This window comes from Desulfatitalea tepidiphila (assembly GCF_001293685.1).
GTDB classification, from domain to species: Bacteria; Desulfobacterota; Desulfobacteria; order Desulfobacterales; family Desulfosarcinaceae; genus Desulfatitalea; species Desulfatitalea tepidiphila.
Genome location: NZ_BCAG01000006.1, coordinates 803,807 through 818,497, shown reverse-complemented (window position 1 = coordinate 818,497; position 14,691 = coordinate 803,807). Strand labels below are relative to the sequence as shown.

Annotated in this window: 11 protein-coding genes; 3 read left to right on the top strand and 8 right to left on the bottom strand. The window is 59.8% G+C overall.

Annotation, left to right across the window (positions count from 1 at the left end; genetic code table 11):
* Window positions 1-7: 7 nt before the first annotated feature.
* Together DFT_RS23640 and DFT_RS23635 are read right to left on the bottom strand one after the other, a co-directional pair.
* Window positions 8-970 (bottom strand): carbon-nitrogen hydrolase family protein, encoded by a 963-nt coding sequence (locus DFT_RS23640; protein WP_054033967.1) that lies wholly within the window; start codon window positions 968-970, stop codon window positions 8-10.
* Window positions 971-1,003: 33 nt separating this feature from the next.
* Complete coding sequence (locus DFT_RS23635) at window positions 1,004-1,624, bottom strand: histidine phosphatase family protein (protein WP_054033965.1); 621 nt, start codon at window positions 1,622-1,624, stop codon at window positions 1,004-1,006.
* Window positions 1,625-2,257: 633 nt separating this feature from the next.
* Here DFT_RS23635 and DFT_RS23630 point away from each other — a divergent pair.
* A complete protein-coding gene (locus tag DFT_RS23630) occupies window positions 2,258-3,463 on the top strand; it encodes an aminotransferase class I/II-fold pyridoxal phosphate-dependent enzyme (RefSeq protein WP_054033963.1) in 1,206 nt (401 codons plus the stop codon).
* An 18-nt stretch (window positions 3,464-3,481) separates the two neighbouring features.
* Here DFT_RS23630 and DFT_RS23625 read toward each other — a convergent pair whose 3' ends face one another.
* Both DFT_RS23625 and DFT_RS23620 read right to left on the bottom strand, forming a co-directional pair.
* Window positions 3,482-4,219 carry an ABC transporter permease gene (locus DFT_RS23625; RefSeq protein ID WP_054033961.1) on the bottom strand — a complete coding sequence of 246 codons (738 nt, stop codon included), beginning with the start codon at window positions 4,217-4,219 and terminating at the stop codon, window positions 3,482-3,484.
* On the bottom strand, window positions 4,216-5,190 hold the full coding sequence (locus DFT_RS23620) for an ABC transporter ATP-binding protein (RefSeq protein WP_054033959.1): 975 nt from the start codon (window positions 5,188-5,190) through the stop codon (window positions 4,216-4,218). The genes DFT_RS23625 and DFT_RS23620 overlap by 4 nt, the downstream gene beginning before the upstream one ends.
* Window positions 5,191-5,389: 199 nt before the next feature.
* Between DFT_RS23620 and DFT_RS23615 the strand changes: the two genes are divergently transcribed.
* A complete protein-coding gene (locus DFT_RS23615) occupies window positions 5,390-6,826 on the top strand; it encodes a CoA-binding protein (protein ID WP_054033957.1) in 1,437 nt (478 codons plus the stop codon).
* Window positions 6,827-6,891: 65 nt separating this feature from the next.
* Complete coding sequence (locus DFT_RS23610) at window positions 6,892-7,593, top strand: TerC family protein (protein ID WP_054033954.1); 702 nt, start codon at window positions 6,892-6,894, stop codon at window positions 7,591-7,593.
* Window positions 7,594-7,596: 3 nt separating this feature from the next.
* Here DFT_RS23610 and DFT_RS23605 read toward each other — a convergent pair whose 3' ends face one another.
* The 4 genes from DFT_RS23605 to DFT_RS23590 form a co-directional block, all read right to left on the bottom strand.
* Window positions 7,597-9,294 carry an AMP-binding protein gene (locus tag DFT_RS23605; RefSeq protein ID WP_054033953.1) on the bottom strand — a complete coding sequence of 566 codons (1,698 nt, stop codon included), beginning with the start codon at window positions 9,292-9,294 and terminating at the stop codon, window positions 7,597-7,599.
* A gap of 89 nt (window positions 9,295-9,383) precedes the next feature.
* Window positions 9,384-10,175: a 3-oxoadipate enol-lactonase gene (gene pcaD, locus DFT_RS23600; protein WP_054033951.1), complete on the bottom strand. Its 792-nt coding sequence runs from the start codon at window positions 10,173-10,175 to the stop codon at window positions 9,384-9,386.
* 111 nt (window positions 10,176-10,286) lie between these two features.
* Entirely contained in the window at window positions 10,287-11,189 is a 903-nt protein-coding gene (locus tag DFT_RS23595; RefSeq protein WP_152972129.1) for a HEAT repeat domain-containing protein, read from the bottom strand.
* A gap of 113 nt (window positions 11,190-11,302) precedes the next feature.
* Complete coding sequence (locus DFT_RS23590) at window positions 11,303-14,689, bottom strand: UvrD-helicase domain-containing protein (RefSeq protein ID WP_054033946.1); 3,387 nt, start codon at window positions 14,687-14,689, stop codon at window positions 11,303-11,305.
* Window positions 14,690-14,691: the final 2 nt, after the last annotated feature.

The window sequence follows — 14,691 nt, the reverse complement described above, 5'->3', positions numbered from 1 at the left end:
CATGGGATCAAGATTCGACTATACGGCGCATGGGTTGCCGGTTCACGTTGAGCTGCAGTACATCCGGACGCGAGTAATGGCCGCCGATATCGCAAATGGACTTGGCCGACAAAATACGAGACGGCGAAGCGTCCGCAATGACGATCGTCTCCGCTGCCTGGGTGGTGCTCGAGACGATCGTCCCGTCGGGGGCAATGATGCTGCCGCCCGCGTCCAAATCGGCCGGCGTGGGAAAGAGTGCGCTGTAGCGATCCGGAATGTCCTGGTCGCGCAAGAGCCCGCCGACCGATATCACATAGCACGATCCCTGTTGGGCAAACGCCTGGGCGAGGATGTCCTCGCTGCCGCTCGGCCAGACCGCCACATGAACCTGCGTTCCCTGTGCGGCCAAGGCATAACCGGGTAGCATCATGCGATGTTCCCAGCAGTTCAAGCCGCTGATTCTGGCATAGGCCCGTTCATACACCACCAGACCGATCCCATCCCCTTCGGCCCAGACCCGACGCTCGAAATCGGTCGGCTTGAGTTTCCGATGCCGACCGAGAATCTTTCCCTCCCGCCCGATGAAAAGCAAGGTGCAGTAGACGCTGGACCGGGTCGTGGAATCGCGTTCGACCACTCCGATGACCACATCGATGCCTGCCTTTTTGGCCGCCTCGCACAGTTGATCCGTTTCTGGACCGGGGACCTTGATGGCGCTGGCGAGGTATTCGGCACGACATTTCATCTGGAGGCCGGAGGAAAAGCCTTCCGATCGGATCCACCAGGGATAACCGGGCAACCAGGTTTCACCGAAAGCGGCCAGTACAGCACCTTGACGGGCGGCATCCTGGATGAGCAGGCACGCTTTATCCGCGGACGCGGCTGCATCGAAGTAAACCGGCGCCGCCACGATTGCCGCCAGCTTGAAGCTGCGCCACAGGGCCGGCGCGGGTGCTGGGTCGACTGTCTTGTTGGGCTCGTTGTGCATGGTCAATCTCTCTCACTCCGATTCGTTTACGGGTTACCGCCAGGGCTGGCTGTAGGCGATTTCCGGTCGTTCCTCATAGGCCGTGGAACGAAAGACCAGCGTGGTCACCGAGGCGTGGGCCGGATAGCCGACCGGGTAGCCGGCCGCCTTGAGCCGGGCCTTGTTGTGCGGCGCCAACTCCCACCCCAGGGCCCACAACGCGGTGAAGGTGACCACGTCCCCATGGGTGACCGCGGCCACCTCTTCCCCTTCGAATTGCCGCCGCATACGCCTTAAGAATTTCTCAACCCGCAGGAAAATATCCACCGGCTGTTCATAATCCTCACCCGCACCGGTATAGATATCGCCGCGCTTGCGGTCGACCTGGTCGCTGGGCACGCCTTCGAAATAGGTATGAACCTCGTTGAGATGGTTGGAAATGTGCAGGGTTGGCCGCTGCTGGAAACTCAGAATTTCGTTGGCCGTCTGACGCGCGCGGAGTAAGGGGCTTGAGAAAACGGCCTGAATCTTTCGATCACCGAGAAAACGGCCGGTCTCCCGGGCCTGCCTGCGGCCGTTGGCGCTCAAACCGAAGCGGGGCAGGCGGCCGTAGAGGATTTTTCGAGGGTTGTGGACTTCGCCATGACGCACGAGATGGATATGTGTTTTTTTCATGCCGCTACCATAACGATGAAATTGAATTGTTGCAATATCGTCCAGTGTTTCAGTTAGAATCGTTGGCTATCTGCCAGCAGTTCTAACTGAATGTGATTTGCCTTGATGGGCGCGCATTACAGAAGTTGTTTGATTAAAAAAATCGCATGGAAACGGTTATGGCAGGCCAGGGTGGGACAGGTGGCCAGGGCCACGTGAGCCTGCGGTCTTAGTGCCGGTTTAATGCAAACGGCGGACAAGCGGCCCAAACTGTTTGAGCGCAGCGAGTTTCTGGGCCGCCCGCCGTGCATTTTACCGGCACTTGACCGCTTGGCGTGCGGCATCGGCCACCTGTCCCACCCGGGCCGGGTTTAATGAATGACATTCAGTTAGAATCGTTGGCTATCTGCCTTAATCGTTGACAAGATAGAGGCACCGCACCTATATTGCCTCAAAGAGATGAGGGTTGCCATGAAACACACTTTTGGCGCCGCGGCCGCCGCGCGCAGCACGGCTCGGGCGGAAGGCGGCGATTAAAACAGACAAATCGTTCACTTCACGCCACGGGCTGTAGCGGTCGGTCCGTGGCGTTCTCTTTAAAGCCCTGGATCGAAAGCAACGGTCCGGGGCTTTCGTTTAAAAGGAGATCATAAGATGGATCAAAAAGGGAAACAACCGATTCAATTTGCCCGCCGGATGTCTCAACTGCCGCCCTATCTGTTCGGCATGATCAACCAGATGAAGATGGAAAAACGCTGGCAGGGCGACGATGTCATCGATCTGGGTATGGGAAACCCCGTGGACCCGGCCCCGGAGCAGGTGATATCCAAGCTGGTGGAGGCGGCCAACGATCCCAAAACCCACCGCTACCCGGCGGCCGACGGCATGCGCAACCTGCGCATCGAAATCGCCAAGAGCTACGAAAAGGATTACGGCGTCACCCTAAATGCCAACACCGAAGTGATGTGCACCATCGGTTCCAAGGAGGGCATCTCCCACCTCTGCCTGGCCCTCATCGGCCCCGGCGACACGGTGCTGGTGCCGGCCCCGGCCTTTCCGGTGCACATCTACGCCGCCATCATCGCCGGCGGCAGTGTGCTGCGAATTCCCCTGGACGAAGAGGGGGCCTTTCTCGAACGGCTGGAAATCATGTGCGCCAATGTCTATCCGCGCCCCAAGGTGCTGATTCTCAACTATCCCCACAACCCCACCGGCGTGCTGGGCAGCATGACGATCTACGAACGGGTCGTCGAACTGGCTAAAAAATACGGCTTCATGGTGATCCATGACTTTGCCTACAACAAGATCACCTTCGATGGCTATGTGGCGCCGAGCTTCATGCAGGTGCCGGGGGCCCGCGATGTGGGGGTAGAGTTCGGCTCTTTTTCAAAGTCCTACAACATGGCCGGTTGGCGTCTGGGCTACTGCGTGGGCAATCCGGAGATGGTGGCCGGTCTGCGCAAGATCAAGGGATATTACGACTATGGCATCTTTTCGGCCATCCAGGTGGCCGGCATCGTGGCCCTGCGCCACTGCGACGAGGATGTCGTCCGCCAGGCCCATATCTACCAGAGTCGCCGCGATGTCCTCTGCGAAGGGCTGGAGCGCATGGATTGGCCGGTGACACGGCCCAAGGCCGGCATGTTCGCCTGGGTCAAGATACCGCCGCCGTACGACCGCTTGGGCTCCATGGAGTTTTCCATCCAGATGATGAAGCGCGCCAATGTGGCCCTGGCCCCGGGCATCGGTTTTGGAGAAGAGGGCGAAGGATATCTGCGCATCGCCCTGGTGGAAAACGAACACCGCATCCGGCAGGCCCTGCGGCAGATGAAGCGGGCCATGAAGGAGCTGGAGGTTTAACAGCGATTCGGCTCGGGCTCAGGCGATCCAGCTCCGGCTGATGCGATAAAGACTCAGGCCGAACAACACCACACAAAAGGCGCTCAGGAGGGTCAGATCGAGGGCGAAGGGCATGATGTTGGCGCCGTGTATGGACCCATGAAACACGTCGACCCCATAGGTCAACGGGAAGACATAGGACAACGGCTTCAGGTAGACCGGCAATTTTTCGATGGGGAAAAAGAGTCCGCATAGAAAAATCATGGGAAAACGGAAAAAGTTGGAGAAGGTCTGCGCTTCGAACACTTCGCTCACGGCCACGGCAATAAAAAGCCCCAAGAACGTGGAGGCCACGGAGATTAAGACCACCGCGGGAACGAAGGCCGCCCACGCCACCTGTGACAGGTCGCTCAAAAAGGCGGCCATGATGACCGGCACAAAGGCGTTGACCGTGCCGAAAAGGATGGCGCCGGCGGTCTTGGCCAGCATCAGCAGTTCCAGGGGAATGGGCGCCAGCAGAAGCCGTTCGAACGAGTGGTTTTTTTTCTCGAAGGTCACCGTTACCGCCAGCATGGAGGTGGTGCCGAAAAGGATGGAAACGGCCACCACACCCGGCAACACCGTGGGAATGCTTCCCAGGCCGCTGCCGGACTTGACGAAAAACATGCCTGTCCAGGCCAGGGGAAAAATCAGGCCCCAACTGATATTGGGCGGTTTCAGGTAATAGGTTCGCAGGTCTTTGAGCAGAATATTCCAGAACGCGATCCAGCGCTTCATTTCGGGCCGCCCCCCTTTTCCTTTTCCTTGTGCATGGCATCCGCCGCGATGCCCGTGATCCGAACAAATATATCTTCCAGCGACAACTGCATCCTGCGCGCTTCGGTAACCTCGGCCCCATGATCCTCCAAAAAGCGAATCAGGGGACCGACATGGATCGGGGTGTCGGCCTGCACCCGGATGCGGCCGGGACCGGGAAGTGAAAACTCCACGCCCGGAAAGGCCTGGGAAAGTCCGGCATGCAACGCCTGGCTGGTATGGGTGCTGGTGATTTGAACCACATGTTTTCCCTGGATCGGCTGAACCAGATGGTCGACCGTATCGACCCGGACGATGCGGCCGGACACGATGAAGGCGATGCGGTCACAGAGCCGTTCCGCCTCTTCGATGTAGTGGGTGGTCAGGAAAATCGTGGTGCCGCTGCGATGCAAGTCGTCGATGAGCTGGCGCAAGTGCCTGGCGCTGGCCACGTCGATACCGGTGGTGGGCTCGTCGAGAAACAGGATGGCGGGCCTGTGGATGATCCCTGCGGCGATGGTGAGCTTGCGCTTCATGCCCTTGGAATAGCCGACGAACTTGCGATTCGCCGCCTCGGCGAGGTCGAAGCGGTCCAACAACTCCCTGGCCCTTGCTTCTCTTTCGGCCTTTCCCATGCCGTAAAGGGCCGCGCAGAAACAGAGATTGCCGAAACCGGTGAGTTCCGGGTAGAGATTGCTCTCGTCCGGCACCACGCCGATCAGATACTGGGCCGAGCGCGGACGGGCGGTACAGTCGATGCCGCCGATATGGATCGTTCCGGCATCGGGTCGCGCCAGGCCGGTGAGCATGTTGATGGTCGTGGTCTTGCCGGCCCCATTGGGACCGAGAAAACCAAAGAGTTCTCCTTCCCGCACGCTGAACGAAATGCCGGCGACCGCATCGACTTTTTCAAACCGCTTGGCGATATTTTCTACGACAATGGCATCGGTCATGTCGCGGCACATCCTTGGTAAAAGAGATTTTTATGGAATAAACCTTTCCTGGTTGGATTTGTCAATCCATCAAAACAGGTCTGCATGATACCGCCTTTTTGCTTGCCAAATCCACGTCGGCCCCATAGTCTTCTTCTCGCATACGGACCGCATCCACCGACCGTCCCGACCGATGACCCCATTCAAAAAGGAGTATGCCTTGGCCCAGCGTTTGACCCCCGCGGATATGGACAAGTTCTTCAACCCGCAAAGCATCGCCCTGGTGGGCGTCTCCCGCTCCGGATGGCGTTTCGGTGGGTTGAGCTTTATGCGCAAACTCATCGATGCGGGTTATGCAGGCCGCCTCTACCCCATCAATGCCAAGGCGGACGACATTCTCGGCGTCAAGGCCTGGCCGGATGTGGCATCGTTGCCCGAAGTCCCCGACCTGGTGATGGTGGCGGTGGCCGCCGCCAACGTTCCCGCGGTGATCGAGGCCTGCGCCGGCAAAGGCGCACGGCACATTCATCTGTTGACCGCCGGATTCGACGAACTCGGCACCGCGGCCGGCCAGGAGATGGCCGCGCGCCTCGTCTCCACCTGCGTGCGGTATGGCATACGGCTGATCGGACCGAACTGCATGGGACCCTATCGGCCGGCCGTGGGACTTACCGCCTGGGGCGCCATACCGGGCGTTGTCGGCCCCTTGGGAATCATCTCCCAGTCGGGGGGCATGACCCAGCGCTTGACCGAGTATGCCGCATCGCTAGGCCTGGGCGTTGAAAAGGCGGTCAGCGTGGGCAACGGCAGTGTGCTCGGTGCGCTCGATTTTCTGGACGCCTTCGGCGATGATCCGCTGATCAAGGTGATCGGTATGTATCTGGAGGGGATCGATGACGGAGGCCGGCTCTTGGAACTTGCCCGGAAGATCGGTCGAAGCAAACCCATCGTCGTTATCAAGGGCGGGCAGAGCGATGCGGGTTCCCGCACGGTGGCCTCCCACACCGGCGCCATGGCCGGTCGCGCTGCCATCTGGGAGGCGGTGTTCCGCCAGGCCAACATGATCCCGGTGCAAACGCTGGACGGCTGGATGGATGCCCTGATGGCGTTTGCCTTCGTTCCTCCGCCGCGCGCCAACGGGGTCTTTATCATCGGAGGCGGCGGGGGCACCAGCGTGTTGTACGGCGACACCTTCGTGCGCGAGGGGTTGAGTGTGCCGCCGCTGGGTGCCCCGACCATGGCGCGCCTGCGCGAGATCGTTCCCGAAGCCGGCTCCATCGCCGGCAACCCGTTGGATATGTGGCAGGTATTCACCGATACCGCCTGCCTGGGCCATCTGATCGACATGGCCGAGGAGGAAGCCGCGGTGGACCTGATCGTGGTCGACCGACTCATTGCCCGAAATGCGTTTCACATGCCCAAAACCCCGGACTTGACCGCCGAGACCCTCGACATGCTCGACACCCGATCGGGCCACAAACCCATTGTGTTCGTGGTGGACTCGGAAGGTGGCGACAGCCGGCTGGCTGCCGACGGGGCGGCCATCAGGGCCGCCTTCGGCACTGCCGGCTATGCGGTATTTCCCTCGATCGGCCGCGCGGCCCGGGCTCTTTCCCGGCTGTGTCGCTACTATGAACGGCGGAAAAAGCGAAAATGACGGCGCCGTCTGAAAATATTACCTGTGAATCCATAAAAATTTAAAAATCTGAAGGAGATATCGCCATGGCGGATTCACTGGCGTTACTGGCCCTGCTGATCGGCCTGGAACTGGTTCTTGGGGTGGACAACGTGCTGGTCATCGCCATCTTCGTCGGCCGGCTGCCGGCGGAAAAGCGCCAGAAGGCGCGGGTACTGGGGCTGGCCCTGGCCCTGGTAGCGCGGATCGCCATGCTCTCCCTGGTCGTCTTTCTAGTGGCCATGACCCGTCCGGTGATCTGGACCCTGTCGGTTCGCGATCTGATTCTGATCGGCGGCGGTTTTTTCCTCCTCTACAAGGCGGTGCGCGAAATCCACCACACCCTGTCGCTCGTGGATGAACGAACGTCCCACGATGCACCCAAAAGCGGCGCCTTCGGGGCGGTGATCGGCCAAATCGTGCTGCTCGACATCGTCTTTTCCATCGACTCGGTGATCACCGCCGTGGGCCTGACGTCCGAATTGTGGATCATCGTCCTGGCCGTGGTGCTCTCGTTCGTGGGCATCCTGTTCTTCGCCCGGCCGATCGGCGAGTTCATCCTCAACCATCCGGCGCTGAAAATCCTGGCGCTATCCTTTCTCATCACCATCGGCGTAACGCTATTCATGGAGGGCATGCACAAACATGTGCCCAAGGCCTATATCTATCTGCCCATGGGGTTCGCCCTCTTCGTGGAAATGCTGCAGATGCGCTACGAACACAACCGTCGCAAGCTGCAAAAGGGATAGGCCCTATTTTTTATTCTGCTCTTCCTCGACCAGCACGCGCCGCAGCACCTTGCCCACGCCGCTCATGGGCAGTTCATCACGGAAATCCACGGCCTGGGGCACCTTGTAGGAGGAGATACGCGGTTTGGCCCAGGCAATGATCTCGTCGGCCGATATCTTTCCCTTGAATTGCGGCTTGGGCACCACGAAGGCCTTGATCACCTCTCCCTTTTTAGGGTCGGGCGCTCCGATGACGGCCACCTTATCCACGGCCTCATGGGTCAGCAGGAACGTCTCCACCTCTTCGGGAAATACGCTGAATCCCGACACCTTGATCATCTCTTTTTTGCGTCCCAGGAAGTAAAGAAAGCCGTCGTCGTCGAACTTGCCCATGTCGCCGGTGTAGACCCATCCGTCGACGAGCGCCTCCCGGGTTTCTTCCGGCTTGTTCCAGTATCCCTTGAGAACGGCAGGGTTCTTGATCACAATCTCTCCCATCTCACCTACGGGCACCTCTTTGGCGCGATCTTCCCAGGAGACGATCTTGATCTGCTGCCCGGGTATGGGAATTCCCTGGCAACCGGCTGCAAATTTGGGTTTGTCGATGGGCATGAAGGTGTCGAAGGTGTGGGTTTCCGTCAAACCATAGGCCGCCTCCGCCAACAGACAGCCGCCGGTATCGTCGGCCCACCGTTTGGCAATCGCTTCGGTCAACTGAATGCCGAAACTGGTGGTGAGGCAGAGCCGCAGGGAAGACAAGTCGTATTGGGGTCGATCGGGATGCCCCATGATGGCCATGTTCATGGGCACCGCCGCCTGGAAGAATTGCACCTTGTATCTTTCGATGGCCTGCATGGCGGCGACGGGATCGAACATCAGCATCAGGATCTGGGTATCGCCCATGGCGATCATGGTATCCACGGCACCCAGCATGCCGGCGATATGGAAGGTGGGCAGAATGGCCAGGCTGATCATGAACTCACCGGGAAGATTCAGATATTGCCGGTTGCCCTCCTTGACGCTCATCAGGGCGGCCACCTTGAAGAGCTTGCCGCTGTGGGTCAGGATGGCGCCCTTGGGCAGCCCGGTGGTGCCGCCGGTAAACTGGAGCTGGACCGGATCGTCGAGTTCCACCGTCACCTTGACCGGATCGGATGGATAGCGGGCGAAGATATCCATGAACTCGGTGGCATCGGGAATCGTGGCCTTGGGGGCCGCCATCATGGGCGCCAGGTTCATGGTCGGTTGCGGGGGCAGAAAATCGTGCAGGCTGGTGACGAGAACGGTTTTCAGATCACTCTCCAGGGTCGCGGCTGCGACCACCGGGTAGAGCAGGTCGAGGCTGACGATGGCCTTGGCCCCGGTATCGCGCAGCTGGTAGGCCAGCTCCCACTCTTTGAACAACGGGCTGCAGGGCACGATGACGCCGCCCATCTTACAGATACCGTAATGGGCGATGTGATATTGGGGGCAGCTGGGCAGAAACAGGGCGATGCGGTCGCCTTTCTGGAAACCGGCATCCATGAGATAATGGGCGAATTGTTCGGACATGCGGTCCAGCTCGCCGTAGGTCACCTCCTTGCCGTAAAAGACGATGGCGGTACGGTCGGGGAACTCCCGGGCATTGTCCCGCAGATACTCGAAAACCGGTTTGCGTCCACGGGGGTAGGTGATCTCCTTGGGTATAAACGATGGCCATTGCTCGATCCAGATGGGCTCCATGCGGTTCTGCCTCCTTGTATGTGCGAGATGGTCCCGGTTTCGATTCTGTTTGACCATCGAAACCGCGAGCGGTGTAGTTGGACTGAAGATTATGCCACAACGCCGAGAAAGCCGAGAAGCGTCCGGTTAAACACCTCGGCCTGCTCGATATTGAGCATGTGGGCCGCATCGGCGATGATGGTGAGCTGTGAGCCGGCGATACGCTCGTGGATGAACCGTGCCGCAGCCACCGGTGTGCCCTGGTCGTGTTCGCCGACTGTAATCAAGGTGGGGACACGAATCGACCGGAGGTCGTCGCGCAGGTCCATGTCGCGAATTGCGGCACAACAGGCGGAAAAACCCTCCGGTGCTGTGGCCAAAATGGCGTCCCGAATCCGTTGGACCGCCTCGGTCAGGCGGGCCTGACCGGTGGCGGTGAACCAGCGCTCGATAGTGGCGTCGGCCACTGCGGACAGGCCCTGGTCGGCGACCACCTGAATCCGTTCCTGCCAGAGATCGGGCGGCGGCATATGGGCCGAGGTGGAGCTGAGGGTCAAGGAGTTTAGCCTGTGGCCATGGGCGCCCCCCAGGCGTTGACCGACCATGCCGCCCATGGAGAGTCCCACGAAATGGACCCTGTCCAGCTTCAATCCGTCCATCAGTGCCACGGCGTCTGCGGTCAACCGATCGATGGTGTACGGGCCGGGCGTCACGGCCGATCGGCCGTGGCCGCGATGGTCGTAGCGTAACACGCGGTACCCGGAAGCGACCAGGGGGTCGACCTGTGGGTCCCACATACCCATGTCTGAAGCCAGGGAATGGGACATCATCACCACCGGTCCCGAGTCGGGGCCATCCCACCGATAGTGGATGACGGCATCGTCGATGGTCATCAGCGGCATCGTCTGCTCCTGTTTGTCAAGGTTTATCGATAGAACATAAAAACCGAAACGGGCCGGCTAAAGCAGGCCCGGACGGATTGATTCAAGGCTTGGATGCGCGTGTCGGTGCGGCTATACCGGCACGGGGCCGTGACCGATGTGGTTAAGGAGCCGCAAAGCGGCCTGTCGAACGACGGGAGAGGCATCCTGAACCAGGGGAAGCACACATAGATCCATATTTTTTCGTCTCAGTTGTCCCCTGTCGGCGCCGGCCAGGTAAACCAGGGCCTGCTCTCGGATTCTTTGATCCGGATCTTCCAGGCACTGCAGATAGAGGTGCAGCGGTTTTTGGGTGCCACACACCGAGTCCAACACCACCAAGGCATCGTAACGCAGGTCGGCATCGCCCTGCCCCAGGTAGTGGGCACAGATTTCGATCACCTCTTTGTGGTGCGATTTAAAACAGCTCAGGTGATACAAGATGCAGCGTTGCTGCTCCTTGGTGCTTCGCCACATGGCATTGGCCAGAACGTCGAAAAGGCGCTCATCGCCGATATTGGCCAAGGCGCCGACAGCGGCCTGCTGCACCTCAGGATCCACGTCGCAGAGGGCGTCGACCAGGGGCCCCACGGCCCGCTGATTTCCCTCCCATCCCAAGGCAAATGCGGCGGCGGCGCGCACGGCCGCATGATGATAGCCCAGATCGGCGATGAGGTTGTCCACCAGGGCGCCATGGTCCTTGGTCATGGCGCCCACCAGGCTCAATTGGGAGGCGGCGGCGTGCCGAATCGTATCGTTCTGGTTCAAATCGGTCATCAGTCGATAGAGCGGCCAGACGGCCCGGGCAGAGCCCATGGAACCCAACAGCAAAACAATTTTCAGTTTGGTTTCATCATCGGCGACATCCAGCGCCTTGATCAGCAGGTCCATGGCCTGATCACCGTCTTGAATCAGTTTGTCCATGGCGTGCAGATAGCCCTTTACCTTTGCAAGCAGGCGTTCATGTCCATTGAATTGGATGACGGTGTGGCTCATCTTTTTTTCGAATCCATCATCGGTCGGTGCTGAAAAAACGAACCGATATTGCCACGCAGGTCCTGGGTTGTCCAGTACAAATTGATCGGTTGTATCCTGGTGTTCGGACGCGATCAAAACAGAGAGAGCTGTTGTGGAGAGGCCTTTTTGACCGGCTGAGAAAGGCGCTCCAGGAGCTTCGGGTCGATGGGCTCCCAGAAGGAGGTGGGCCGCCGCGCTTCGGTCTTACCGTAGAGCGTGCGCTTGCGTGCCCACGATAGATAGAGGCGCTCCTTGGCACGGGTCATGGCCACGAACAGGAGGCGGCGCTCCTCTTCCACATCGCATGCCGCCTGGCCGGGCGGGATATAGGGCACCAGACCCTCTTCGCAGCCGGCGATGAATACCACCGCGAACTCCAAACCCTTGGCGGCGTGCATGGTCATCAGCGCCACGCGCTCGGCCTCGGGCCGATACAGATCGGTGTCGCTCCGCATCACCTGACCGTCCAAAAAAGCCTGCAGATCGCCATCGTAATGGGCGGCAAGCGAAAGCAGGTCCTGGCGCTCCCGGGGATCGATCTGATGGGCCAGCATCGTGCGGGCCAATATCCGTTCGATCATCTCGGCAACACTCAGGTTTGAACCCTCATTTCTCAAGGATTGTACCCGGCGAATCAGATCGACCAGCCGCTGCTGCCGAGCGGTGGACAGACCCTGGATGGGCAACCGTATGGCGCTGTTCAGCGCGCGTTCCAGAGGCAACCCGAGGGCATACGCCCACGTCTTAAAGACGTTCAGGGTGTCCTGGCCGACCCCGGGGGTGACGATATCGTTCAGTTGGCACAGGTCCGCATAGCTGCCGCGCGAGGATATGACACGCAGGAGCGCCATTATTTTTACCATGCCGCGCTGTTGGGTCAGCACCTCCTTGCTGACGAACTGACAGGGAATACCGGCCTTCCGCAGCACCTCGTCGATAAGCCGACCCTGGTCGTTGGTGCGGAAAAGGACGGCAAAATCGGAAAAGCTGCGATCCTCTTTTTTGTCCTGGACCTTGCCGAAATCGATCGCGTGAAAGCCGGTGCCGCCCACCATCTGCTCGATGCATCGGCCGATGGCCACGGCCTCGGCGCGCGCTGATGCGGATTCAAGAATGGTGAGGGTCAGTTTTCCCTGACGCAGGGAATATGTCGTCTCCCGTTCGCCATCGGCCGATTCGCCGTTGCGTTTCAAGGATTGATAGGCGGCCCTGAGAATCGCATCGGTGGATCGATAGTTCTGAACCAGGCGGATGCGCTGTGCGCCTGGATAATCCTCGGCGAAGCGTGAAAAGTAGCGGACATCGGATCCTCTGAAGCCATAGATGGCCTGGTCTGGATCGCCGATGACGCAGATATGGGCCTGCGGCGGGGCCAAAAGCCTGATCAGCCGGTACTGGCCGTGATTGACGTCCTGGAACTCATCCACGAATATGTGGGTAAACCGCTCCTGCAGGTGCCGACACCAGGCCGCGTCGGTTTCCAGCGCATCGACCACCTCCAGGATCAAATCCTCAAAATCGAGCAGTTGCTGCAACGCCAGCAACCGCTGATACGCGCGATAGATATCCCTCAACGGATCGACGTCCGAGCCGCTCGGCAACAGCGGCGTCAAGTCCCCATCGGGTCTCACGAGTCGCTGTTTGGCACTCACCACAAAATCGATCGCCCTGGCCAGGGTGACCTGGCAGGCTGGATTGGCCTCTTTTACCTGCGTCGTGGCATCGGCCAGGATCGCTCCCCGCACGGTGTCATCGGCCAGCCCGTACTCGGCAAATTGGTCGCGCTCCTGCAAGAGGTGGCGGCAGAAGCTATGGAATGTGGCGATGAACGGCCTCTGCGAGCCGGGACCGAGCATGGCGTTCAGTCGCTGGGCCATCTCTCGTGCGGCCCTGTTGGTGAAGGTCACCGCCAGGATCGCGTCGGCCGGGACTTGCCGCTCACGAATCAGGGCGGCCATCCGACAGGTGATGGTGCGTGTCTTGCCGGTTCCGGGGCCCGCGGCGACGATCAAGGCACCCCCTGGATGGTCGACAACCCGCTGTTGGGCGCTGTTTAAAAGAACGTTTTCCGCCAAAGACGCCGTCGGCCCCCTGATGATGCCATCTGTAGGCGGTGGCTCGTCGTCGGCACAGTCTGCTGCCGGTCGGTTTTCTTTGATAGCCTTTGCCTGGCGGCATTCACTATCCGCTATGGCGAACAGCGATGTCTGACCACACAGCTCGCGCCGCTCGTCAGGCTCGAAAAGGCGCACCTGTCCGAATTCCCCGTCGTATCCCGGATCGAAAATGACCCGGCCCTCGCGCATGCGCGCGACCGCCTCCGCGAACAAGGCGATGCCATTTTGACTCAACTCTTCGATCGGCACGTTTCGCAGGATATCGAATTCGCTGCCGTGGCGCCGAATCAGGCGCTGGCAGGCCTGCTGAACCCGTTTGGTGGTCACGGACGTCTGAAAAGTTTCGGCCAGGATCTCCTCTAATGGAATCAGGCTTTCGTAGGGTCTAGCTTTGGGTGGTTGAAGGCCGGATTCCCGATCGGCCAACTGCTCCACGCGATAGAGGACCCCTAATACCAGTGGCTTGCCGCATACCGGGCAGATGCCGTTGAGTGTGCGCGTTTGTTCGGGCTGGCACCGAAAGTTGCATTTGCGATGGCCGTCCACGTGGTATTTACCCTCTTCCGGGTAAAACTCCAGGGTTCCCATAAATTGGTCGGGCGCCGCGGTCTCGAGGGCGTGTCGAATGGGCCCAAAACCCAGCTCGACGTCCAACAGGTTGGCCTCGCGACCCAGTTTGCCCGGAGAATGCGCATCCGAGTTGGAGATCAGGGTAAAACGATCCAGGCCGGACACGCGCCAATTCATGGCCGGGTCCGAAGAGAGGCCGGTTTCCACGGCGAAGAGGTGATCGCTCAAATCTTCAAAGCACGCCTGGACGCTGTCAAAGCCCGATTTAGAGCCGAGCAGGGAGAACCAGGGAGTCCAGATATGGGCCGGCACCAGATAAGCCTCGTCGGATGTTTCCAATACGATTTCGAGTAAGTTGCGGGCATCGAGACCGAGAATCGGACGGCCGTCCGAACGGATATTGCCGATAGGGTCCAGTTTCTGGTTGAACTCCCGGGCGGCCGCCAGATCGGGCATGAACACGAGATTGTGGTTCTTGCGCGTCCGGTCCCCCTTTTTATAGATGTTGCTGATCTCGGTGACCAGCATGAACCGTACCGGTTGGCGGCAGCTGGCGGGGACCTGTTCATCGCATGCGGCGGCAATCTGGGGATCGAGAGCGAAAAGCCCCTCTTCGGCCGGAACCAGTTTGGCGGTGATCTCCTCCCACCAGCCCGGATGGGTGAAATCGCCGGTGGCGATGACCCGGATGCCTTTTATCTGGGCGGCGATGTGAAGATGCTCCAAATCGAGTTGTTGGGACGTGGCCCGCGAATATTTGGAGTGGATATGAAAATCGGCGATGAATGTCATGA